This window comes from Pseudomonas sp. Pse35, assembly GCF_024519715.1.
GTDB classification, from domain to species: domain Bacteria; phylum Pseudomonadota; class Gammaproteobacteria; order Pseudomonadales; family Pseudomonadaceae; genus Aquipseudomonas; species Aquipseudomonas paracarnis.
In genome coordinates this window covers 11201-31761 of record NZ_JALJRP010000028.1, presented here as the reverse complement: position 1 = coordinate 31761, position 20561 = coordinate 11201, and the positions used below count along the sequence as shown (strand labels likewise).

15 protein-coding genes and 1 pseudogene are annotated in these 20561 nt (G+C 60.3%); 3 read left to right on the top strand and 13 right to left on the bottom strand.

Annotated elements, in window-relative coordinates; genetic code table 11:
* Nucleotides 1-211: 211 nt before the first annotated feature.
* The 4 genes from OC445_RS20770 to OC445_RS20755 form a co-directional block, all read right to left on the bottom strand.
* Nucleotides 212-1627 carry an efflux transporter outer membrane subunit gene (locus tag OC445_RS20770; RefSeq protein WP_034127366.1) on the bottom strand — a complete coding sequence of 472 codons (1416 nt, stop codon included), beginning with the start codon at nt 1625-1627 and terminating at the stop codon, nt 212-214.
* Complete coding sequence (locus OC445_RS20765; RefSeq protein ID WP_034127367.1) at nt 1624-4803, bottom strand: efflux RND transporter permease subunit; 3180 nt, start codon at nt 4801-4803, stop codon at nt 1624-1626. Before OC445_RS20765 ends, OC445_RS20770 begins: the two co-directional genes overlap by 4 nt.
* 15 nt (nt 4804-4818) lie before the next feature.
* On the bottom strand, nt 4819-6060 hold the full coding sequence (gene mexE, locus OC445_RS20760; protein ID WP_038452140.1) for a multidrug efflux RND transporter periplasmic adaptor subunit MexE: 1242 nt from the start codon (nt 6058-6060) through the stop codon (nt 4819-4821).
* 217 nt (nt 6061-6277) lie between these two features.
* A complete protein-coding gene (locus OC445_RS20755; RefSeq protein WP_054895919.1) occupies nt 6278-7174 on the bottom strand; it encodes a LysR substrate-binding domain-containing protein in 897 nt (298 codons plus the stop codon).
* Nucleotides 7175-7277: 103 nt separating this feature from the next.
* On the opposite strand from OC445_RS20755, the gene OC445_RS20750 reads away from it, so the two are divergent.
* Nucleotides 7278-8555: a DUF2254 domain-containing protein gene (locus OC445_RS20750; RefSeq protein ID WP_072448588.1), complete on the top strand. Its 1278-nt coding sequence runs from the start codon at nt 7278-7280 to the stop codon at nt 8553-8555.
* Between the two features lie 99 nt (nt 8556-8654).
* On the opposite strand, the gene OC445_RS20745 is transcribed toward OC445_RS20750, so the two are convergent.
* The 8 genes from OC445_RS20745 to OC445_RS20710 form a co-directional block, all read right to left on the bottom strand.
* On the bottom strand, nt 8655-9236 hold the full coding sequence (locus OC445_RS20745; RefSeq protein WP_034127369.1) for a TetR/AcrR family transcriptional regulator: 582 nt from the start codon (nt 9234-9236) through the stop codon (nt 8655-8657).
* Entirely contained in the window at nt 9233-10873 is a 1641-nt protein-coding gene (locus tag OC445_RS20740) for an AMP-binding protein (protein ID WP_057977309.1), read from the bottom strand. Before OC445_RS20740 ends, OC445_RS20745 begins: the two co-directional genes overlap by 4 nt.
* Before the next feature lie 85 nt (nt 10874-10958).
* The gene (locus OC445_RS20735) at nt 10959-12188 is read right to left on the bottom strand and encodes a GTP-binding protein (RefSeq protein ID WP_198791627.1); all 1230 of its coding nucleotides are present in this window, start codon (nt 12186-12188) and stop codon (nt 10959-10961) included.
* Nucleotides 12185-12841 (bottom strand): nitrile hydratase subunit beta, encoded by a 657-nt coding sequence (gene nthB, locus OC445_RS20730; protein WP_072448584.1) that lies wholly within the window; start codon nt 12839-12841, stop codon nt 12185-12187. Before nthB ends, OC445_RS20735 begins: the two co-directional genes overlap by 4 nt.
* Nucleotides 12842-12882: 41 nt before the next feature.
* Nucleotides 12883-13476 carry a nitrile hydratase subunit alpha gene (gene nthA / locus OC445_RS20725; RefSeq protein ID WP_054895913.1) on the bottom strand — a complete coding sequence of 198 codons (594 nt, stop codon included), beginning with the start codon at nt 13474-13476 and terminating at the stop codon, nt 12883-12885.
* A gap of 75 nt (nt 13477-13551) precedes the next feature.
* On the bottom strand, nt 13552-15066 hold the full coding sequence (locus OC445_RS20720; protein ID WP_034127374.1) for an amidase: 1515 nt from the start codon (nt 15064-15066) through the stop codon (nt 13552-13554).
* 170 nt (nt 15067-15236) lie between these two features.
* Nucleotides 15237-16103 carry a transporter gene (locus OC445_RS20715; RefSeq protein WP_198791626.1) on the bottom strand — a complete coding sequence of 289 codons (867 nt, stop codon included), beginning with the start codon at nt 16101-16103 and terminating at the stop codon, nt 15237-15239.
* 82 nt (nt 16104-16185) lie between these two features.
* Nucleotides 16186-17244, bottom strand: a complete 1059-nt coding sequence (locus tag OC445_RS20710) for a phenylacetaldoxime dehydratase family protein (RefSeq protein WP_197880418.1) — start codon at nt 17242-17244, stop codon at nt 16186-16188.
* A gap of 586 nt (nt 17245-17830) precedes the next feature.
* Here OC445_RS20710 and OC445_RS20705 point away from each other — a divergent pair.
* Both OC445_RS20705 and OC445_RS20700 read left to right on the top strand, forming a co-directional pair.
* Nucleotides 17831-18766 carry a helix-turn-helix domain-containing protein gene (locus OC445_RS20705; protein ID WP_003191111.1) on the top strand — a complete coding sequence of 312 codons (936 nt, stop codon included), beginning with the start codon at nt 17831-17833 and terminating at the stop codon, nt 18764-18766.
* Between the two features lie 529 nt (nt 18767-19295).
* Nucleotides 19296-20201, top strand: coding sequence for a tetratricopeptide repeat protein (locus OC445_RS20700; protein WP_169918805.1), 906 nt, complete (start codon nt 19296-19298; stop codon nt 20199-20201).
* 186 nt (nt 20202-20387) lie between these two features.
* Here OC445_RS20700 and OC445_RS20695 read toward each other — a convergent pair.
* A pseudogene (locus OC445_RS20695) lies at nt 20388-20561 on the bottom strand (LysR family transcriptional regulator); the annotation flags it as partial.

Genomic DNA, 20561 nt, shown 5'->3' with positions numbered 1-20561 from the left:
TCCTTATAGGATGAAAGGTTCACCCTGCTATCGACCCCTTGCGACAGATATTTAACCTGTTTGAATATTTGGGAAGCTTCTTTCAGATAAGTATTACACGTAGGCCAAATTGATTGATCCGCTAATGCCAGGCTAAAAAAAAGCCCCGCGACCGAATGGATCGCAGGGCTAAAAATTGGCTGGATGCGACCAACCAAAGGAGCTCTTTACATCACTTGCTGCTAGCCACCACTGTATCCGGCTGCCAACCACCCCCAAGGGCCTTGTAGATTGCGACGATGCCGCGATACAGGTCGACTTCGGCCTGGGCCTGGGCGTCTTCGGCGGCCAGGCGTTCGCGCTGGGCGTCGAGCAGGACCAGGAAGTCCACGGTGCCTTCGCGGTAGCGGATCGCCGCAAGGTCGGCGGCGGCGCGGCTGGATTCGCTTTGGCGGATCAGCGAGACCAAACGTTGCTGGCGCTTGCCGTAGTCGCTGAAGGCGTTTTCAGACTCTTCCAATGCCAGCAACACTTGCTGTTCATAGGTCGCCAGTGCGCCATCGGCTTCGGCATTCGCGCCACGCAAACGCGCGCGTACGCTGCCCAGGTCAAACGCGGCCCAAGTGATGCTCGGCCCTAGAGACCAGGCATTCGCGGCGGCCGAGCCGATCTGCGAACCGCGCCCGGCGGTGAATCCGAGGAAACCGCTGAGGCTCACCCGTGGGAACAGGTCGGCCTTGGCCACGCCGATACGTGCGGTGGCGGCGGCCAGTTTGCGTTCGGCGCTGAGGATGTCCGGGCGCCGTTGCAGCAGTTGCCCTGGGTCGCCAATCGGCAACGCCTTGGCAATCGCTGGCAAGTCTTTCGGGCTCAGGTCCACGCTCAGCTTGTCGGGGCGCTGGCCGAGGAGGGTGGCGATGCGGTTGCGCTCGCGCACTTGTTCGGCCTGCAGTTGCGGCACGCTGGCTTCCACCGCCGCCAGGCGCGCATCGGCACGTTCCACGTCGAGCTGATCACCCACGCCAGCATCACGCAGGCTGACGGTGATGGCACGCGACTCCTGCTGGTTCTTCAGGTTGTCCAGGGCAATACGTTCGCGCAGTTGCGCACCGCGCAGTTGGCCGTAGGCATCCACCAGCTCGGCAATCATGGTGACTTGCAGCTGGTACAGGTCGGCTTCGGCCACCTGTTGGTCGGCGTCACTGGCTTCCAGGTTGCGGCGGATACGTCCGAACAAATCCACTTCCCAGGCCATGTCCAGGCCCAGGTCGTAGCGCTCGCTGTTGACGCGTTTGGTGGTCTGGCCAGGAATCTGGCCCTTGCCCACATCGCTGCTGGCGCGGGAGGTGACCACCGGCATGATGTCGTTGGCCGCATCATCACGGATGGCCCGTGCCGCCCGCAGACGGGCGAAGGCCACGCGCAGGTCGCGGTTGCCGCTCAGGGACTGGGTCACCAGTTGGTTGAGGGTCGGGTCGTCGAACTGCTGCCACCAGATGCCTTCGTATTTGGCGTGGTCGTAGCTCTTGGTGTCGGCGGCGGCCGTGATATTGGCCGCCTCCAGTTGCTGGGTCTTGTAGTCCGGGCCTACGGCACAGGCGGCGAGCGCCAGCACCAACAGGCTCGGCAGGAATACTTTCACACTCATTGCTGTGTCTCCAGCTTCAAGGCCTTGGCCGCTTTGCGCGCTTCACTGCGCTCGACATAGCGACGGATCAGTACGTAGAACACTGGTGTCAGCAACAGACCGAAGAAGGTCACACCGATCATCCCGGAGAACACCGCCACGCCCATGGCATGGCGCATCTCGGCGCCGGCACCGCTGGAGAGCACCAACGGCACCACACCCATGATGAACGCGAACGAGGTCATCAGGATCGGCCGCAGACGCAGGCGGCAGGCTTCCAGTACCGCGGCGAGCGGATCGAGGCCTTCCTGCTGTTTATCCTTGGCAAATTCGACGATCAGAATCGCGTTCTTGCACGCCAGGCCCACCAGTACGATCAGGCCGATCTGGGTGAAGATGTTGTTGTCGCCGCCCGAGATGATTACCCCGGTAATGGCCGACAGCAGCGTCATCGGTACGATCAGGATCACCGCCAGCGGCAGGCTCCAGCTTTCGTATTGGGCGGCGAGCACCAGGAACGCCAGCAGTACGCAGAGCGGGAACACGAACAGCGCAGTATTGCCCGAGAGGATTTGCTGATAGGTCAGGTCGGTCCACTCGTAGGTCATGCCGTTGGGCAGTTCATCTTTGAGCAGTTTTTCAATCGCGGCCTGGGCCTGGCCGGAGCTGTAGCCCGGCGCGGCGTTGCCGTTGATTTCTGCGGTGATGAAGCCGTTGTAGTGCATGACGCGGTCCGGGCCCGAGGTGTCGCTGACCTTGATAAAGGTCGCCAGCGGGATCATCTCGCCTTTGTTGTTACGCACTTTCAGTTGGCCGATCTGGTCAGAGTCCTGGCGGAACTGTTGCTCGGCCTGCACGTTGACCTGGTAGGTACGCCCGAAGCGGTTGAAGTCGTTGGCATACAACGAGCCCAGGTAGACCTGCAGCGTGTCGAAGATGTCGCTGATCGCCACGCCGTGGGTCTTGGCCTTTTCGCGGTCAATGGCGGCGTCGACTTGCGGCACGTTCACTGTGTAGCTGGTGAACAGGCCGAACAGTTCAGGCACGCCGTGGCTCTTGGCGATCACGTTCTGCACTTCTTTGTACAGCTCGTCATAGCCGAGGTTGCCACGGTCTTCGATCTGCAGACGGAACCCGCCGATGGTGCCCAGGCCTTGTACCGGCGGCGGCGGGAAGATCGCCATGTAGGCTTCTTCGATATTGGCGTATTGGCCGTTCAGTGCACCGGCAATCGCACCGGCAGACATGCTTGGGTCTTTGCGCTCATCAAAGGGCTTCAAGGTTACGAACACGATGCCGCTGTTCGGGCTGTTGGTGAACCCGTTGATCGACAGGCCCGGGAAGGCAATTGCGGCTTCCACGCCGGGTTGTTTAAGGGCGATCTCCGACATGCGCTTCATCACGTTTTCGGTGCGGTCCAGGCTCGCAGCGTCGGGCAGTTGGGCGAAGGCCACCAGGTATTGCTTGTCCTGGGCCGGTACGAAACCGGTCGGCGTGTGGGCAAAGCCGAAGAACGTCAGCACCATCAAACCCGCGTAGACGAACAAGGCAATACCGCTGCCGCGAATCACACGGCGCACGGTGCCTACATAGCCATGGCTGGCCTTTTCGAAAAAGCGGTTGAAGGGACGGAACAGCCATCCCCCGAAGACCTTGTCGAGGAACTTGGAGAAGCGGTCCTTCGGCGCGTCGTGACCGCGCAGCAGCACAGCGGCCAGGGCAGGGGACAGGGTCAGGGAGTTGAACGCCGAGATCACGGTTGAGATCGCGATGGTCAAGGCGAACTGCTTGTAGAACTGCCCGGTCAAGCCACTGATAAAGGCGGCTGGAATGAACACCGCACACAGCACCAGCGCCGTGGCGATGATCGGGCCGGTAACCTCGCTCATGGCTTTTTCGGTCGCCGGGAACGGCTCCAGGCCCAGTTCGATATTACGCTCGACGTTCTCCACCACCACGATGGCGTCGTCCACCACGATACCGATGGCCAGCACCAGGCCAAACAATGACAGGGCGTTGAGCGAGAACCCGAACAGGTGCATCACCGCAAAGGTACCGATCAAGGATACCGGCACCGCCACCAATGGAATGATCGAGGCGCGCCAGGTCTGCAGGAACAGAATCACCACCAGCACCACGAGGATCAGTGCTTCAAACAGGGTATGCACCACCGCTTCGATGGAACCGCGCACAAAGATAGTCGGGTCATAGGCGATGCGGTAATCCATGCCCGCCGGGAAGCTCTTTTTCAGCTCGGCCATTTTGCTGCGTACATCGTTGGAGATGTCGATGGCATTGGAGCCTGGACGCTGGAAAATCGGAATCGCAACGGCGGGCTGGTTATCAATCAACGAGCGTAGCGCGTATTGGCTGGAGCCCAGTTCGACCCTGGCGATGTCCTTGAGGCGGGTGATTTCACCGTTGGCGCCGGCACGAATCACAATGTTCTCGAACTCTTCCTCGGTGACCAGGCGGCCCTGGGTATTGACCGACAACTGGAAGCTTGTGTCACTCGGCGCAGGCTGGGCGCCCAGGGCACCGGCTGCCACCTGGCGGTTCTGCTCGCGGATCGCCGTAACCACATCGGTGGCGGTCAGGTTGCGTGAGGCGGTCTTGTTCGGGTCCAGCCACACGCGCAGGGAGTAGTCGCCCATGCCGAACAACTGCACGTCACCGACGCCGCCCAGGCGGGCCAGTTCGTCCTTGATATTGAGGATCGCGTAGTTGGACAGGTACAACATGTCATAACGCTGATCCGGGGAGGTCAAGTGCACCACCATGGTCAGGTCGGGGGAGGCCTTGTCCACGGTAATACCGATGCGCGTCACTTCCTCCGGCAGCTTGGGCTGGGTGCGCGTCACACGGTTTTGCACCTGCACCTGCGCGTTGTCCAGGTCGGTGCCCAGGGCGAAGGTGATGGTCAGGGTCAGCTTGCCGTCGGCGGTGGACTGCGAGGACATGTACAGCATGTTCTCGACACCAGTGATGGCTTGCTCCAACGGCGCGGCCACGGTTTCACCGATGACTTTAGGGTTGGCACCCGGGAAGTTGGCGCGCACTACCACGGTCGGCGGCACCACCTCCGGGTATTCGCTGATCGGCAGTTGGAACAGCGAGATTGCGCCGGCGATCAGGATCAACAGCGACAGCACCGCTGCAAAGATCGGCCGTGAAATGAAGAACTTGGAAAAATTCATCTTGAGTTGTATCCCTTAACCGCGTGGAGTCGCGACGCTTGCGAGCTTGGGCGCGGGTTTTTCCGGCGCCACTTGCTCCAGGTTGCTGGCTTCAAGCGCTTGTCGTTGTTGGGCCAAGGCGGCGAGGGTTTCCTTGCTGGCCATCGGGATGGTTTCCGGTGCGACCGGCGAGCCTGGGCGTACACGCTGCAGGCCCTTGACGATCACGGTGTCGTCCTTGGTCAGGCCGCTGCGCACGATGCGCAAACCTTCGATTTTCGGCCCCAGTTCCACCGCGCGATAAGCCGGCTTGTCGCCGTCCATCACCAGCACGAATTTCTTGCCCAGGTCAGTGCCGACGGCTTCGTCATTGATCAACACCGCCGAATAGGTGCCGCTGCCGACCAGCTTCAAGCGCGCATACAAGCCAGGGGTGTATTCGCCCTTGCTGTTGTCGAACACCGCACGGCCACGGATGGTGCCGGTGGCCGGGTTGACCTGGTTGTCGACGAAGTTCATCTGGCCCAGGTGCGGGTTGCCGGTTTCGTTGGACAGGCCCAGGTACACAGGGGTGGTTGCGCCGCGCCGGCCTTCACGGGCCAGTTCGGTGTACTTGAGGAACACGCGCTCATCGGCATCGAAGTAGGCGTAGACCTTGTCGGTGGAGACCACGCTGGTGAGCGCAGTGGTATCGGCAGTCACCAGGTTGCCGGCGGTGATTTCGGCACGGCTGACGCGGCCACTGATGGGCGAGGTCACGCGGGTGAAGCTCAGGTTCAGCTTGGCCAGGTCCAACTGCGCCTGGATCCCGGCCATCGCGGCACGGGCTTCCTGGGCGGCGGTGGTGCGCGAGTCGGCCAGTTCGGCGGAGATCGCATTGCTCTGGCGCAGGCGTTCGCCGCGTTGTGCTTCGTTTTCGCTGCGGGTGGCGGCGGCTTTGGTCTGAGCCAGTTGGGCCTCCAGGCGGCGTACTTCGGCCTGGAACGGGCGCGGGTCGATCTGGAACAGCAGGTCGCCTTTCTTGACCAAAGCGCCTTCAGTAAAAGCGACTTGGTCAATCTGGCCGGACACCCGAGGACGAATCTGCACGGTTTCCGGCGCTTCAAGGCGCCCGGTGAACTCGTCCCACTCGTTGACCGGCTGTTCCAGCACCTTGGCTACGCTGACCTTGGCTGGGGGCATGGCGGCCGCTTGTTCGGGAGACTTGCCGCACGCGCTCATCACCACCACGGCCAAGATCGCCAAGGGGAAGCGCAAAAGTTTGAGTGACTGTTCCATGAGGTGCATCCGCCAATGTATTTGAGATGGGCGGATCATGCGCGGGGAGGTGCTAGGTCACGAATCGAATGAAGCAAAGGTAACTATCATTCGGAATGATATAAGCGCGGAGTCAGCCCTCTAGCATGGGGGTTTTGTTAGGGAGCTATCAATGTGATTGATGACAAAAGACTGTTGCTGAGGGTGCAAGGAACTTTCCCAGCAATCCATGGGAGCATCACGGCGCCTCAAACGCGTCGCCCAGAAAGTCGATCAAGGACCGCACCGACGGCATCAGCCCACGCCTGGAGGGGAACACGGCGGTGATCACGCCTTCAGCGGGTTGCCATTCAGGCAATACGGCAATCAAGCGGCCATCGGCCAGTTCGTCTTTCACGACTACCTGCGGCAGGTTGGCGATGCCCACGCCCGCCAGTGCTGCGTTTTTCAGGGTCGACATATCATCACTGACCAGGCGTGGCGTGTGCGCGACCTGGGCCGTCGCGCCGTCCGGCCCGGTCAGGTCCCACAGGTACGCAAGCAACGGGTTGCCCCAATGGATCGTCGCCAGCCCGGCAAGGTCAGCCGGTAGCGAGGGCAGGGGAGCGTCCTGCAGAAAAGTCGCGCTCGCCACCAGTACCTGAGGACTTTTAGCCAGTACCTTCATGACCAGCTCACTGCTTTCCAGCGGCGGGAAACACAGGTTCAAGGCCATGTCATAGCCTTCGCTGATGATGTCGACCTTGCGGTTGAAGCTTTTCACGTTCAGTTCGACGCTGGCGCATTGGGCCATGAATTGGGCAAGCATCGGCGCCACCCAGTAGTTGAGCAGCGCAGTGGTGCAACTCAAGCGGATCACGCCCCGCGGCTCTGATTTGTTGAAGGCAATCACATCTTCGGCCGACTCGGCTTCGGCAATCATCGCCACGCAATGGCGGTAATAGGCCTGGCCGATATCGGTGACCTGGAACTGGCGCGTCGAACGCTGTATCAGCCGCGCCCCCAGCCTGGCTTCAAGCTGGCTGACTCTGCGGCTCAAGGTCGATTTGGGCAGGTTCAGCGCACGGCCCGCCGCCGCAAAGCCGCCGTGCTCGACCACCTTGGCGTAGAGGAAGAGTTCGTTGAGGTCGAACATGGGCAGTGTTCCATTTTTGAGATGGCCAAGATTAATTCAACTTAGCCAGTATCGACAGCCATGTACACTCCGTTCAAATCAACGCAGTCACCGAGGGCACCACATGATCGACCGTTTGCGCTGGGCAACCCATCGTCTCACCAAGCGATTGTGGTTCAGAGCCTCCTTGTTCTCGCTTCTAGGGGTCGCTACGGCACTGCTTGCCGTTGTGTTCAAAGACTTCGTTCCCGAGTCCCTGCCCACGCGCATCGGTGCAGATGCGGTGGACAAGATTCTGGGCATCATTGCGTCCAGCATGCTGGCCGTCACGACCTTTTCGTTGAGCACGATGGTCACCGCGTACGGTGCCGCAAGTAGTGGTGTGACCCCGCGAGCCACCACTTTGGTGATGGAAGACACTACGACGCAAAACGCCCTCGCTACGTTTATTGGCTCATTTCTTTTCAGCCTGGTAGGCATCATTGCCCTGAGCACCGGCGCCTACGGCGCGCAGGGTCGCGTGCTGCTGTTCGCGGTGACCATCGCCGTGGTTGTACTGGTGGTCTACACCCTGCTGCGGTGGATCGACCATTTGTCCAAGCTCGGCAGGGTAGGAGAAACCATCGACCGCGTCGAAAAAGCGGCCATGGCGGCCATCAGCCAACGCGCCCAATGGCCCTGCCTCGGCGCTGCAGCCTACCCGACCGATCACGCTCTGGCCCCCGGCGCAATGACCATCGAAAGTGAGCAGACGGGCTATGTGCAGCATATCGACGTGTTGGCCTTGGGCGCTATCGCGCAGCATGACTGCACGCATATTTACCTGGAGGTGGTGCCGGGAACCTTCGTACACGAAGGCATGCCACTGTTGCACGTGGTCAGCCTGGGCACCAGGCAAGACGATGGCACACAGGCCACCAGGGAAAAGATCCTGTCTACGCTGACCATCGGTAACCGTCGCACATTCGAACACGATCCCCGTTTCGGGCTCTGCGTCCTCTCTGAAATCGCTTCGCGCGCGTTGTCACCTGCCGTCAACGATCCAGGTACCGCTATTGATGTGATTGGCCGGGGAGTGAGAACGTTGACATGCTGGGGTAAGCCCGGCGGGTCTGGCCGGCAGACAGATCAGCAGTGTGAGCAGGTATTTGTTCGAGGGCTGAACGTCGATGATCTGTTTGAGGATTTCTTCGCCCCGATCAGCAGAGACGGTGCAGGTGTGTTCGAAGTGGATGCTCGCCTGTTGAAAGCCCTTATCAGCCTTGCCGAAATAAACCCTGTTCTGTTCAAAACGGCGTGCCTTAGGCAGGCGGACCAACTCATCACACGCGCGCATGCAACACTGACACTGCAGCATGAGAAGGAGCGACTAAGCGCCTTGGCCAAGGCGATAGGCGTGTAGGAGGCTATTGGGCCTGCAAGGGCCGTTTAGAGGCTATATGGATCCCCAAAATACCTGGCTTTGCATTGCTGTTGCCATTTCAGAGCTGGGCAGCGGCACTCAAGGTAGGGAATTAATGGCCTTTATGACCGCATCGGCGATGGTCTTTGTAATAAGCCGACGCTGACAGTTATCAATCGTCGGGCTCAGCCATGTGGGCAGGCTGTTCAGTACGGGCAAAATCGCCGTGAGCGCCCCCTCACGCAACGGCCCGCCGGGCTGATGGCCCTGCTGGCCGATCACCTTCATGAGTTGCGACTCATAGGCTCGCCTCAATCGCTCAACGCTCGCCTGCATCGGAGCGCCCAGGCAATTGGCGTCCATGACCGCTAACTTGAAGTGCCCGGTCATCTGTTCATGCAATTGAAGATGGCCTTCGATCAGTGTTGTCAGACGTTGTGCCGGCGTCAATCTACGGGTGTTGATCCGGTCGACGTGCGACAAGAGCGCCTGATACAGCTCTATCAGCCACTCATACAACATGGCTTCCTTGCTCTCTACATGGTGATAAATCGCTCCCGGGCTGATGCCAACATGCGCTGCCAATTCGCGCATGCTGACCTGGCTGAAACTACGCTCCTTGAACAGCTCCAGGGCTCTGCGCTGAAACTCCGAGCGGCTGAGCGCGAGAGCCGTCCTCATGTGTCGAGTGCCTGCTGCTTGGCAATTTCCTGGTTGCGCAGTATGAACCGCTGCAACTTACCACTGGGGGTCTTGGGCAGTTGCTCGACGAACTCGATTTCCCGTGGGTACGCATGCGCAGCCAGGCGCTGTCGGACATGCAGGCGCAAGACTTCTGCCAACTCGACACTGGGCAGGTACTCACGATTGAGCACGACAAACGCCTTGATCAGTTCGGTGCGTTGCGGGTCGGGCTTGCCGATCACCGCGGTTTCGACGACTGCCGGATGTTCGACGAGCGCGCTCTCCACATCGAAAGGCCCCACGCGGTAGCCGGACGTGGTGATCACATCGTCGTTACGGCCGACAAAGCTGATACTGGCGTCTTCATTGAGCTCCACGATATCGCCGCTCAAGTAGTAACGGCCCACAAACGCCTTGGTGGGCATGTGAAGGTAGCCATTGAACCAGCACAGGGGCGAGCGCTCGCGATCCACCGCCAGTACGCCCGGCTGGCCTGTCGGCAACTCCCTGTGCGCATCGTCCAGCACGACAATCCGGTACCCCGGCACCGCATAACCGGCAGAACCCTCGCGGACCCGATGGCGTAACCCATGGTGATTGCACAGCACCATGCCGATTTCGGTTTGGCCGTAATGATCGTGAATGACCACGCCTAGCTGTTCGGCGAACCAACGGATGACTTGTGGGTTGAGCGGTTCGCCGGCGCTGCTGACGACACGCAGTTGGCCACGTACGGCGTCGGCGAACTCGGCCCCGGCGTCAATCAGCAGGCGAAAGGCCGTAGGCGAGCCGGCCAGGTTGCTGATCCCGTACTTGGCGATAATCCGGCTGGTGCTTTGCGTGGTGAAAGGGCCGTCATGGAACAGCGTGGCCCGGCCGCACGCCAGTGGCCCGGTCACTGCGTAATACAAGCCATAGGCCCAGCCGGGGTCGGCGAGGTTCCAGAAACGGTCGTCTTCGCGCAGGTCGATTGAATCGCGCATATAACTTTTGAAGGCAAGGATGGCGCTCAAAGGCACCTCCAGCGGCTTGGCCGGCCCTGTGGTGCCCGAGGTGCACATCAGCAGGAACGGCGCACGGGCGTCCAGCAGCTCAGGTGTGCAGTCGGGTTGTTGATGTTCCAGCACATCCCAAAACGCGTAGTCGCTGGGACGCCGTGAGGTGGCGTCGGTCACGATGACGTGGGGGCAGTCGAAGAGCTCGTCCAGCTTGGGACGATTGTGGGCGTCGGTCACGATCCAGCGCGCGTTGGAACAGTCCAGTCGCTGTTCAATGGCCTTGGGGCCGAACGCGGTAAAGAGTGGTTGGTAAACCGCCCCGATGCGCCAGGTTCCCAAGATGGCAATCACCAGTTCAACCGTGCGTGGCATCAGGCCGGCAACCCGATCCCCCGGCTGCACGCCATGGGCTCGCAGGAAGTTGCCGAAGCGCGCCGCGTGCGCCTGCAGTTCGCTGAAGGTGTGCTGCGTGGCGTGGCCATCGCGCGTTTCACAATACAACGCCACGCCATTGCCATGGGCATGCCGGTCGCAGCATTCAATGCAGGCATTCAAGGCGCCGGGTTCGCCGTGCAAGTCCCGGGCAGCCAGCTGTAGATAATCGAAGGATGAGACTGCTGAGTCGTAATCGCGCATAACGTACCTGGTTATTATTGTTGGAATATGTGCTTTGCCCACGCGGGCTGCGCGGCCACCTCTACCTCGGTCAAATGGGGTCAGCCTACAAGGACGGCGTCGGCGCCGATAAGGCCAGGGAGTCAAAGGTTGTCGCCCCCGGCAGGGCTTGCCAGGCCGAGGGGCCAGCGGCGATTTCCTGAGCGCTCAGCAGGCAATTGTCGAGTGCGTGCTGCAGTGCCTGGGTGTCCAGGCCCTGGCCGATAAAGACCAGCTCTTGCCGGCAATCGCCGACAATGCTGTCCCACTTGGCCATGATGTTCTGCAACCGATATTCATCCAGCGGCCATTGCGCCTGCTCGATGAAGTTCCACCAGTGCCCGACGTAGTCCCATTGGAATTGCCTGCCGCTTTGCACCAGCAGGCCGGTTTCCAAGTGCCTGCTGGCGAGCCAGAAGTAACCTTTGCTGCGCAACAGTCGCCCGTTTCGCCAGGGCTGCTGGAGAAAATCGAGTAATCGCTGTGGGTGAAAGGGGGCACGCTCGCGGTACACCCAGGAGGTCACGCCATAGGTGTCCGATTCAGAGGCCGGTGCGTCGTCGGCCTGCATTTTTTTCATCCAGCCGGGCGAGGCCACAAGGCTGGGCAAATCAAACAGGTGAGTACCGAGGACGGCGGATAACTCCACGTTACCCTGAGTCATCGGTATGATCCGCGCGCTCGGGTTAAGGCCGGCGAGGATCGCGTGCACGGCCTGGTAGCCGGGCTCGTCGATCAGGTCCAGTTTGTTGACGAGAATGACGTTGGCGTATTCCACTTGCTCGATCAGCAGGTCGGTCAGGTGGCGCGTGGGTGCGTCGTCGCGGTCCACGATGTCCGGCGATTCGAGCAATGCCTCAAAGCGACTGCCATCGACCACCGTCACCAAAGTATCGAGCCGCGCCAGTTCGCTTAGGCTGAAGCCCTGCGCGTCGAGGAAGGCGAACGTCTCGGCAACCGGCATCGGCTCGGAAATCCCCGTGGACTCGATCAACAAGTAGTCGAAACGTTGCTGGCGTGCCAGGGCGCTGATCTGCTCGAGCAAATCGGCGCGCAGCGTGCAGCAGATGCAGCCATTGCTCATCTCGATCAACTCATCGCGGCCCCGGTGCAGCGCTACGTCGCGCCGCACCTGCTCGGCATCGATGTTGACCTCGCTCATATCATTGACGATGACCGCAACGCGCAGGCCGTCGCGATTGCGCAGGATATGGTTGAGGAGGGTGGTTTTGCCGGCGCCGAGGAAGCCGGAAAGCACCGTCACCGGCAGTCGGCCTGCCAAGGCACCGTCCATCATGCGTTCACCGTGCCATCGGCGTGGTCCAGGTAGCTTTCGAACAGGTCGACCACCACGAACCCCTCATCTGCTGCATCGCCCCAGAGATCTTTCACGCGAAACTCGACGTGGTAGGTCGGCTGATGCGCCGCGCTCAGATCGCCGTGGCCGATAGCGTCAGGGAAGGGCCACTTTTGCACGGTGCGGTGCACAACCACGCCTTCTTTGCCGCGCACGTAGGCCGGCATGCGGGTATGCCCGGCCACATACTCGTTGCGCACCACCACCCGGTCGCCCACTTCAAAGGGCGGGCGGCCGCTGATCGCCGGGCGCCCGCTGGCATGCGCGGGGTTCGCCAGCTTGAAGTGCGAACCCAGGGCCTGGTCGAGTTCCGCCTGGGTGATCACACCGGTTTCGACCAACAGGGTGGCGGTCGCGATGACATAGCGTTCGTAGTATTGGGTGCCGACATGTTGGCGCACGTCGAGGCGCTCCACGGCATGGCGAACTTCGTCCACGCTGAACTTTTTCAAGTGATCGGCACCGACAAACATCAGGCTGTAGGCCAGGTGTTCCCAGTCCTGCTTGAACACGGGTTGGTAGCTCAGGCTGTTGATGGTGTGAGGGATTTTGCCAAAGCCTTGAAACCCACCGAGATCGTGAAAGCCATCCATTGTGAATACCTCTGAAAAATGCAAAAAACAAAGGGCACCGTTTACGCCACGTAAGGCAGCGCCACGCCGATAAGGACATCCTTGGTGATCAGTTTTCGCAGGGCCTCTTCATCCATGGATTCGCTGCCCTTGGGCCGTACAGGCAGCACCAGATAGCGGGTTTCGGCGCTGGTGTCCCATACCTTGACGATGACGTCGGCCGGCAGCTCGGTGCCCAGCTCCCGCAGGACGGTGCGCCCTTCGCGCACCAGTCGGGCGCGGAACTCGAAGCCCTTGTACCACTCCGGCGGCAAACCCAGGACAGGCCAGTTGGTGCAGGAGCACAGGCTGCACACAATCACGTTTTTCACGCTGGGCGTGTCTGGCAGCGCAACAATGTATTCACCCTGCGGGCCGGTATAGCCAAATTGGGCGCACGCCGCGGTGCCGTCTTTGAGCAGCAGTTCGCGAAACTGCGGGTCCACCCAGGCTCTGGCGACCACTTGAGCCCCGTTCTCCGGGCTCCATTGGTGTGCCATCAGCTGTGTCATGTGGTCGATGTAACCGTCGGGGATCAGATCCTTCTGTTTGAGCACTTGCAGTAGCGCTTGCGCGCGTTCTCCCGGTGTTGATGTGGTTGCTTCATGTGCGCTCATAAGTTGACTCCTCATCGTTGAGCTTCTGGGCAGCGCCTGGCGGCTTGTTCTTTTTGCGCTGCGCGGGATTACCGGCTAACAGTTTTTCCAGTCAACCGACGCCTCGAACGCTGCGCCAGCCTGGTAAATCGTGCCTTCGGCATAGTGCTTGCTGACCAGCATCATCCCGACAGGTAAACCGTCTACCAGACCACAGGGAATCGACATGGCCGGATGCCCGGTGATGTCCTGGGCAGAGGCATTGCCGATCATTTCCAGTGCACGGGCCACGTACTCGGTAATCGAGCAACCCGGCTGCGGGTGGGGTTGGGCGATGATCGGGACGGTGGGCATCACCAGCAGGTCATACCGCGCCAACGCGGCGTCATACCCGGCACGTGCCACGCGCCTGAGGTTTTGTGCCTTGGCGTAGAAACGTCCGTTGTAGCGTTCCAGACCGTATTGCCCGACGAACATGCACAGCTTGAGAGAGGCGGACAGGTCATTGGCCTGATCGCGCCATCCGGCTTGCTGGTCCAGCAACCCGAGGTCATACAGCCCTTGCCAGTTAAAACCGGCCCCATTGCCGTGCATCATCTGCATCATCAAGCCTTCACAGCCGATGGGGTGCCATAGCGAACCGGCAATGCTGTGCTCAGGCACCGACACCTCCTCGACCTGCGCGCCCAGCCGCGAAAACGCTGCAATGGCTTGACGTACGCAAGAGGCCACACGTGGGTCCTGGTTGGCCAGTTCAAAACCTTCGCGCAGGATGCCGATCCTCAGCCCGCTGACACCGCGTTCCAGGTAATCGCTGTAAGCGTCGACCTGCGGCGCGGCTTGTCGCGGATCGAGCCCATCGGCGCCGGCCATCACTTCCAGCATCAAGGCGTTGTCGCGCACGTTTGCGGTAATGGGGCCGGCGTGATCGATAGTCGCTTCGATGGCCATGATGCCGGTGTAGGGCACCAGTCCGTGGGTCGGCTTCATGCCGTAAGTGCCGCAGAAGGCGGAAGGGATGCGGATTGACCCGCCCTGGTCACCGCCAACTGCCAGGTCGACCTCGCCGGCGGCAACCAGTGCTGCGCTGCCGGAAGACGAGCCTCCCGAGGCAAAGCCCTGGCGAAAGGGGTTGTGCACCGGTGCAGGATCGGAGGTGTGGCTGCCGCCGGACAGGCAGTAGTGTTCGCACGTTGCCTTGCCGAGGATGGTCGCGCCGGCATCCAGCAAGCGCGTGACAACCGTGGCATCGAAGGCGGGAACGAAGCCTTCAAGCGGCTTGGCACCATTCATCATGGGGACACCAGCCAGTGAAATATTGTCCTTGAGGGCGACCGTTTTACCCGCCAGCTTGCCTTCGCGCGCACCGTTGACTTCGGTGCGGAAGTACCAGGCGTTGAGCGGGTTGTGTGCGGCCGAGGGACGATAGCCCGAGCTGCGTTCATAACGGACCGGCGGGATGAAGTCCGGCAGCTCGTCAACCAGGTCATATGCGTCGAAGCTTGCCTGCATAAGCGCCAGGTATTCATCGGCTTGCTTTGCACTGAGTTGCATGTGCAGGCTGCTCGAAATATCCAATAGCTGTTCAAGGGTGGGGCGAGCGATTGCCATGGTTGGGCTGTCCTTATCGTAAGTGGCCGAAGAGCACTGCGTGCTCAATATCAGCGAGCCTGGGGCTCAAGATAGTCCGCGCATCCAGCCGGCGGCTTGGTTGAGAAAGACATCGACTTGGTTGAGCCGGACACCCAGGCGCCAAGGGCGCGCGGTCGCAGTTTCTGGCGTTAAAAAATGTGCGCGTAGCGCAGGTTCATGCGGAAGTCTTCGCGGGTGCCGTTGTCCACCGAGAGGTCTTTGCCCAATTGCAGTTGCACCTGGTCGGTGGGGGTGACGAACTTGGTGGCGGTGAGACGCAAGTTGGTGGTGCCTAGTTCGTTGTCCTGATTGACATGCTCGATGTTTGTCTCGCCACCCCAGGTACGCCCCAAGCCAATACCAAAGGTGGTGGTGGCGTCCGGCATGTAACGCCCCATGATCTGCGCTGCGTAGGACACGTCCTGCTTCATGCGGTCGGCATTTGCACCGTAATCCGTATTGTCGCCATACCAGGTCGCGCCGCCGACCAGGTCCATCGCCCATTTCTCTGTGAAGTGCTTGACGTAGGCGCTCTGCAGTTCGAATTTCCAGCGGTTCTCCCCTAGGTTAAGCGCGTCGTCCTTGTCATACGTCCCCGAAGGCACATACACATAGGGGGCGATACTGAGGGTGTCGCGGGCTTCGTTGAACCGCCATTTCACCGGCGCGGTGAGGATCAAGTCGCCCACGCCTCGAGTACTGCCCAGTGCTGAGGCGTCACCTGCGCCGGAGACGTGCCCGAAAGGCAAGAGGAATTGCGGGTCGATAGTGACTGTGTCGCTGAGCGCATACACATGGAGCAGACGCAGGATGCCAACGTCGGAGGTCACCCTGAAGTCAGAGCTGACCTTGTGTCCGTTGGCGTAAGCCGAGTCCGTAGTGGCGTGCTGATAATAAATCGCACCGATAGTGGCGCCGACCGGATATTGCTCGTAATCGCCAGGCGCGACTTCACCCGCGTTGGCGTGGAGGGCGGGCAACAGGGTTGAGAGAGTCAGCAGGTGGATCTTGTTCATTGTTTATTCCTCGCACAGGGGACCGGGCCACCCGTGAAGGGTGGCAGGCGGTAGAAGCCGGGTTGTTAAACGCCGCGGGCGCTCAGGCTGTGGGCGGCAAGGCGTCGCGCAACATGCCGGTTTGCGAGTGACAGTTGATGTACTCGAAGACCTGGCTCTTGGCGTCGGACACGGACACCTCGTGGTACAGCCTCAACTTCTTCAAACCCGCGGCCACGCGAAAGAACGTCACGAAAATACGCAGGTGGGTAGGGTGGGATTCAGCCCAGCGTTCGAGTTTCTCCACCGAGCGCCAGTGACCGATGTTGTAGCTCAGGTCGAGAACATTGCCGTCCAGGTCAATATTGCGCACGAACCTGTTGCTGTAGCAGCCCAGCGGCTGACCGTTGTCACGCAGGAAGTCCATGCCGTCCTGCAACGTCGGTAAAATTTCGTCGAGGTAGAGGGAGCGCTCGTCTGCCTCGGCATCCGCCCAGTCCTGGCCTGAACGAATCAGTGTGAGGTTGTCGTGCCCCAGCACCACGACGCGTCCGCCCTTGGCGGGGTCGCCCGCGACCACTTGCAGCTCGCTCGTGGGCTTCATCCAGTCGGTCTGGGAGATCGGGAAACGGTCGCGCATCGAGCCCCAATAGCCGTGCTCTTCGATCTCGCCACTGGTGGCATCCATGACTGCGCCGACACCGGGCAGGTTTTCCTGGAAGGCGTATAGCGTCTCGAACTGCTCGGCGCGTGGCGCGGTGATTTCGCGGAAGTAACCCAGGCCTTCACCCAGGCGATCCGGTGAACTCCACCAGTCATTCACCTGGGGTGAGCGCAACCAGCGGCAATGGGCGGCAGGGTCTTTCCAGTACCCGACCACAATCAGATTATCAAAGCCGCTGCTGTCGGTGTGCTGGGTCAAATCGTAGTTCTGCGGGCCCTCTGCCAGGCTGAAACTGCCGACGATGTGGCGCATAGCCTGCAAGGCCGCCTCGCGCTGGGCATCTCCTTGATATTGCACGCCCAGATAAGCCATCACCACTTGTTGCAGTTGCTCATCGGCGCGCGCCACCCACATCGGGAACGGCGGTTGATACTCTTCGGGTACACGGCGGGACAGGGTGCGTGGGCATTTCAGATGTGTGTCGATTGCAGATTCCATCTTGAGCTCCTCGTTATCTTCGTTCAGGCCTACGGGTGGGCGTCATCGCGTCGGCGGCAGGGGGCGCTTGGCGACCTGCCGTCGGTGCAGTAGCTGCATGGCCCCCCATTCAATCAACCAATAAGCCGACTCCTCAGGCGCGAGGTCGCGCCGTTGCAGAAGCCAGGAGGAATCAGCCAGTCGTGGTGCAGAGTGTCGATGCATGGCGTGCCTCATCAGCGGGGTATGAGCTGCTGCGAGGTGGAAATTAGGCCGGCAGAGAAGGCCGCGCTTTGTTAGGCGAGACAACCGCTTGGTTGGCAAAGACAGTCCTGCTACGGAGGTTCACCTGTGGTCTGCGCTGGTGCACACGGGCTGATGGCGTGATGTGATGTGCCCTTAAACGGGCATAGACGCGAGACCTGTGGCGAGGGAGCTTGCTCCCGTGACGGCCTGACAGCCGCCTCCCTCTATCTGACACCCGTCGGTGCAAATGTGGAAGCTGGCTTGCCACTGCATTTGGCGTGTTAATTGCTTCGATGGCTGACAATCGGCCGCACGTTACAACTTCTCGAGCGCCTATTGCATCGTTGTCGAGGTCAGCGTCATGAACCCGAACACTCAGTATTCGACCCTTGCCGTCCCTGCAACACGTCGGTTTGATTATTGGAAAGAAGTGGTCTGTCGTCATTGCCTGGCGGCCGATAGCAAACCCTTGTCCCAGAGCCGCTTTGATGGCTCGCTCACCCTTAATACAGTCGGCGCGCTGGACATCTGTACGCTGTCTTCGCCGCTGCATTACTGGGAGCGTTCCGAGCAGCACCTGCGCAGCGGTCCGGCCGAAGATTTATGGTTGGGTTTCGCTCGAAAGGGCCATGGGCAAATCGAACAAGGCTCAAGAAAAGCCAACCTGGCGACGGGCAACTTGTTTCTTTATGACGCAACCCAGGCGTTTCGCTTCAGCCTGGGTGGTACCGAAAACCACTTGATCCGTATTCCCAGAGCGTTGCTCACCGAACGCCTGCCGCGTATTGCCGAGTACACCGCGATGGTCCTCGACGACCGGCGCCCAGGCGTCGTGCCCTTGCGTGAAATGCTGCACCAGGCCGCGAGCACGCCTGCGTCGCTGCAGGATGAGCGCATCTCGAATCGTTACTCAAGTGCTGTGCTTGATCTGCTTGTAATCAGCCTGGAACTCCAGGACCTGAAAACCAGCCATCAGGAAATGGACCTCTACGGCCGCATCATGCAGTACATCCAACGCCACCTGACCGAGCCGGACCTGTCGATTGAAGCCATCGCCAAAGCCCACAATGTGTCCACCCGCACCGTTACACGGGCCTTCGCACGCTACCAGAAAACCCCCGTTGCAGAGATCTGGAAAGAGCGCTTGAATGCCAGCCGAGAAGCAATCGAGCGTGGCCAGGTACGCAGTGTGTCCGAAGCGGCGCTGGACTTTGGGTTTTCTGATTTCTCGCATTTCAGCCATGCGTTTCGCAAGGCGTTTGGCGTGGCACCGAATACGCTTTTACGCCGCGATTGAATTGCAAGAAGGAGCGCTTGTGCCGGGTAGCGAGCCTCTGAAAAGCCAGGAATGAAAGAGGCTATCCGGATCCCCGCAAAGCATTTTGATTGGGCTCCAGGACAATGTTTTCAGGTTGATAACGCTTTTGTTTGCCCTCATTCGCATCGAGTGTGCGATTGATCGCCAATGGCGATTTCCGAAGGACTCCAGTCTGGCAGGCGCTGGTACTCAGTGTTTTTCTCTCGCAGGGATCGTTTTTGTGGTTTGGCCGAGATTCTTGAGCTTATCGGTCAGCATCATTCGTTCAGTGCAGCACCGAGTGCAGCCAGCGCTACGGCATTGCGATTCGATATAGCGGGACGAGGTTGCTTCGGCGTGATCGCCAACGTGAGCGCCCCTTCTACGGCAGCTGTAACCGCGTGCGCCTGAGTGCCAGTGGGTGGTTGCACGGGTGTCTTTCCTCCAGCAAAAGCCACTATTTGGGCGATATCCTCTGCTCAAAGGCTGGCATAATGCCTTGCTTTTACCGCAAGGACGCATGGACGCCATGTTAAAACCAGCCTACCTTCTTTTGTTTTTCTTCACCCTCGCGGGCTGTCAAAGCCTGCTTCGACCTGCTGATTACGATTCCCTCCACGTTGGTTTTCGCTGCATGGGCCTTGCCGGTATAGAGCCCTTCAACCGAGACAACTTGCGTTATATCGAACGCTTCGCCGGTTACGGCAACGCCACCTGCATGGCCATGCTGGGCAAGCTGTATCAGGAAGGCGGGCACGGCGTCGATCAGGATTTTCGCAAGGCCCGTGCCTTGTTCGTAGAGTCCGCCAAGATTAAACCGGCCACCAATGTGCTGTTGGGTCAGATGGCCGAACGCGGCGAGGGTGAGCCCGTGGACTATGCCAAGGCGCGCCAGTTCTATCGCCTGTCTGGCAACAATGCCGTGCTGGCGCTGGGGCGTTTAATGGAGGAAGGCAAGGGTGGCCCGCAGGATTTGCCTGGCGCCTTGGCACTCTATCTGGGCGCAATCCGTTACTGTGGCGACGAAGAGTGGCAAGCCATGAATCGTCTGCGTCTGGCAGGACAACCGCTGACTGAAGACCAAATGAAACGTTATCAGCAAATCTGGCTGACGAGTTTTCTCAAACTGCAGACTCGGCGGCTGGCTGTCCGGGAAGTGTTTGAAGCGGTCAATGCCACGGGCGAGAAGAAGAGCGTGCGGCTGTCCTATCGCTTCACGTCAGACAGCGGTACGCCGAAAGTAACGATGCTCACAGGTTCGGGCGACGCGAATGTCGACGCATGGGTCATGAAGGCCGCGTCGCAAATCACAATGGGCAACGCCGCGCCGCTGACCGACAGTTCGGGCGTGCGGGAGATCGTGGCGCCGCTGGTCTTCGTGCCTCAAGACACCCAGCGCATGATGGGGTTGTGCGGGAGAAAGCCCTGCGGTTGACGGGTTTCTCGCGATTTGTAGCGCTCATGAATATCTGCACGCTGAGAGTCCAACATGGAGAAGGCCAGGACGCGGTCAACTGCTTCCAAGAGGTCTCGGTGCACCGCGTCGTCGAATGGAGTGGATGAGTTTCCCAGGGATGAGAAGGGGCAGAAATGATCAGCTAAACAGCCTGCCACATGGTCCCTATAAACTTTCGGGATCCCCAAAAAACATCTGAATCCGCGACCTCAACCACCGCTCCCCCGGATCATTATCCTGCGACCCCCGCCACGCCATGTGCAGCTCAAACGAGCGCACCGGCAACGGCGGGTCCTCGGCACGCAAACCACCCGCTGACGTCAGCGCTTCCGCCGCATA

Excerpts from the sequence above, each read along its gene's own strand:
- OC445_RS20715 (WP_198791626.1), bottom strand. The coding sequence starts at position 16,103 with ATGAACAAGATCCACCTGCTGACTCTCTCAACCCTGTTGCCCGCCCTC.
- OC445_RS20745 (WP_034127369.1), bottom strand. The coding sequence starts at position 9,236 with ATGAGGACGGCTCTCGCGCTCAGCCGCTCGGAGTTTCAGCGCAGAGCC.
- mexE (WP_038452140.1), bottom strand. The coding sequence starts at position 6,060 with ATGGAACAGTCACTCAAACTTTTGCGCTTCCCCTTGGCGATCTTGGCC.
- OC445_RS20710 (WP_197880418.1), bottom strand. The coding sequence starts at position 17,244 with ATGGAATCTGCAATCGACACACATCTGAAATGCCCACGCACCCTGTCC.
- OC445_RS20750 (WP_072448588.1), top strand. The coding sequence starts at position 7,278 with ATGATCGACCGTTTGCGCTGGGCAACCCATCGTCTCACCAAGCGATTG.
- OC445_RS20705 (WP_003191111.1), top strand. The coding sequence starts at position 17,831 with ATGAACCCGAACACTCAGTATTCGACCCTTGCCGTCCCTGCAACACGT.
- nthB (WP_072448584.1), bottom strand. The coding sequence starts at position 12,841 with ATGGATGGCTTTCACGATCTCGGTGGGTTTCAAGGCTTTGGCAAAATC.
- OC445_RS20735 (WP_198791627.1), bottom strand. The coding sequence starts at position 12,188 with ATGATGGACGGTGCCTTGGCAGGCCGACTGCCGGTGACGGTGCTTTCC.
- OC445_RS20700 (WP_169918805.1), top strand. The coding sequence starts at position 19,296 with ATGTTAAAACCAGCCTACCTTCTTTTGTTTTTCTTCACCCTCGCGGGC.
- OC445_RS20720 (WP_034127374.1), bottom strand. The coding sequence starts at position 15,066 with ATGGCAATCGCTCGCCCCACCCTTGAACAGCTATTGGATATTTCGAGC.
- nthA (WP_054895913.1), bottom strand. The coding sequence starts at position 13,476 with ATGAGCGCACATGAAGCAACCACATCAACACCGGGAGAACGCGCGCAA.
- OC445_RS20770 (WP_034127366.1), bottom strand. The coding sequence starts at position 1,627 with ATGAGTGTGAAAGTATTCCTGCCGAGCCTGTTGGTGCTGGCGCTCGCC.
- OC445_RS20740 (WP_057977309.1), bottom strand. The coding sequence starts at position 10,873 with ATGCGCGATTACGACTCAGCAGTCTCATCCTTCGATTATCTACAGCTG.
- OC445_RS20755 (WP_054895919.1), bottom strand. The coding sequence starts at position 7,174 with ATGTTCGACCTCAACGAACTCTTCCTCTACGCCAAGGTGGTCGAGCAC.
- OC445_RS20765 (WP_034127367.1), bottom strand. The coding sequence starts at position 4,803 with ATGAATTTTTCCAAGTTCTTCATTTCACGGCCGATCTTTGCAGCGGTG.